The 2,258-nt window shown below is 48.0% G+C and carries 1 protein-coding gene; it reads left to right on the top strand.

Translation table 11 applies throughout. The features are described 5' to 3' along the window. Window positions 1-14: 14 nt before the first annotated feature. Window positions 15-2,258, top strand: a 2,244-nt coding sequence (gene mfd / locus Q0200_RS08380) for a transcription-repair coupling factor (RefSeq protein WP_297940197.1), incomplete at its 3' end; no start/stop codon positions are given.

Raw genomic sequence — 2,258 nt, 5'->3', positions numbered from 1 at the left:
ATGTTTTTGCCTGATTGGTAAGTTCATACAATTTTTCTACGTGCGAATTTAAAACGGTTTTAACGAAAAAATTTGATGGCTTTGAGCGCGATCTGGGCGAGGTGGCAAATTTGCCCGTGTTGCCCGCGGCTAAAGTTTATAAAGACTTAAGCGTAACTTTAAACGCCGATTTTTTCGAGCTAAATAAAAATAAAAAAATCAAAGTCTTAGCGCGTAACGAGGGGCTTTTTAACGCATTAAATTTGAGCGAATATCAAAACGTAGAGTTTGTGCAAACCGAGGCAGCGTTAAATTTGGTCTCACCGAGCGAGATCATAGTCTCGCTAAATAAATTTGAAAAGAAAAAGCGCGCCAAAAAACCGAGTCTAGTCATCGACGAGCTAAAGGCGGGCGACTACGTTGTGCACGAGGAGTACGGCATCGGCAAATTTACGGGGCTTGAAAAGCTAACCGTGCTCGGCAGGACGCGCGAGTTTGTCGTCATCGTTTATCAAAACGAGGACAAGCTGCTTTTGCCCGTCGAGCATCTAAATTTGATCGACCGATACGTCGCAAGCAGCGGCAGCATCGCGGTTTTAGACCGCCTTGGTAAGGCAAATTTCGCCAAGATAAAAGAAAAAGTTAGAGCCAAGCTTTTCGTAATCGCCTCAAAGATTATTTCACTAGCCGCGCAGCGCGAGCTAATCCGCGGCGAAATCATCGAAAAAGACGATGCGGAGTATCTAAATTTCTTGCAAAACGCGGGCTTTGCCTACACGAGAGATCAGGAGCGCGCCTCAAGCGACATCGCAAACGACCTAAAAAGCGGCAAGGTGATGGATAGGTTGCTTAGTGGCGACGTGGGATTCGGTAAAACCGAGGTTGCTATGAACGCGATATTTAAATGCGTAAAATCGGGCTTTCAGGCGCTATTTTTCGTGCCGACGACGCTTCTTAGCTCGCAACATTTTAAAAGCCTAAAAGAGAGGCTGGGCAAATTTGACGTTAGCGTCTTTAAGCTCGACCGCTTCACAAGCGCAAAGGAAAAAGCGGCAGCAGTTAAGGCGCTAGAGGCAGGACAACCCTGCGTTTGCGTGGGTACGCACTCACTTTTGTCGGTTAAGCCCTCAAATTTAGGCCTCATCATCATCGACGAGGAGCATAAATTCGGCGTCAAGCAAAAAGAAAAACTAAAAGAGATTTCAAGCGCCTCGCACGTGTTATCTATGAGCGCGACCCCGATACCGCGTAGCCTAAATATGGCGCTTTCAAGCGTCAAGGGCTACTCCGTATTGCAAACTCCGCCAAGCTCGCGCCTAGACGTGCGAACCAGCGTGCGCGAGTGGGATGAAAAGGCGGTAAAAGAGGCTATCATGCGCGAGTTGCGCCGCGGCGGGCAAATTTTTTATATCCACAACCACATCGCCACGATGCCTCAGGCAAAAAAGCAAATTTTGGGCATCATGCCAAATTTACGCATCCTAACGCTACACTCCAAGATCGACGCTAAAACGACCGAAGAGGAGATGATGAGGTTTGAAAACGGCGAGTACGACGTACTGCTAAGCACCAGCATCGTAGAAAGCGGCATACATCTGCCAAACGTAAACACCATCATCATCGAGAGCGCGAATAAATTCGGCATCGCAGACCTGCATCAGCTACGCGGACGCGTCGGCAGGAGCGACAAGCAGGCGTATTGCTACTTCCTCGTCGAAGACAAAAACGCCCTAAGCGCGGACGCCCTAAAACGCCTAGTCGCGCTTGAGAGCAACTCGTTTTTGGGCTCTGGCAGCGTGCTAGCCTATCACGATCTAGAGATCAGAGGCGGCGGCAACCTAGTGGGCGAAGCCCAAAGTGGCCATATCGAGGCTATCGGCTATTCGCTCTACATCAAAATGCTCGAAGAAGAGATAAATAAACTGCTAAATAAAGAGAGCTTTGAGAGCGCAAAAATCGACTTAAAGCTCAGCATTAACGCGTTTTTAAACTCGGAGTTTATCGGCGAGGATAGGCTGCGTCTGGATCTTTATAGACGGCTTAGCAAGTGCAAAGAGGTGGCCGAGGTTTATGAGATAGAGGGCGAGATCGAGGATAGATTTGGCAAGCCGGACATCTACACAAGGCAGTTTTTAAGCCTCATTATAATTAAAATTTTAGCGATAAAAGCGGGCTTTAAAGCCATCTCAAACGCCGAGCAAAACATCGCTCTGACGGCGCAAAACGGCAAGCAAGTGCGACTAAGATCAAAAAGTAAAGACGATGACGACGTGATAGAG

This window comes from uncultured Campylobacter sp. (assembly GCF_938045225.1).
Taxonomy (GTDB): Bacteria; Campylobacterota; Campylobacteria; order Campylobacterales; family Campylobacteraceae; genus Campylobacter_A.
The sequence above is the reverse complement of the archived record's forward strand: the minus strand, read 5'-3'. Positions and strand labels throughout refer to the sequence as shown.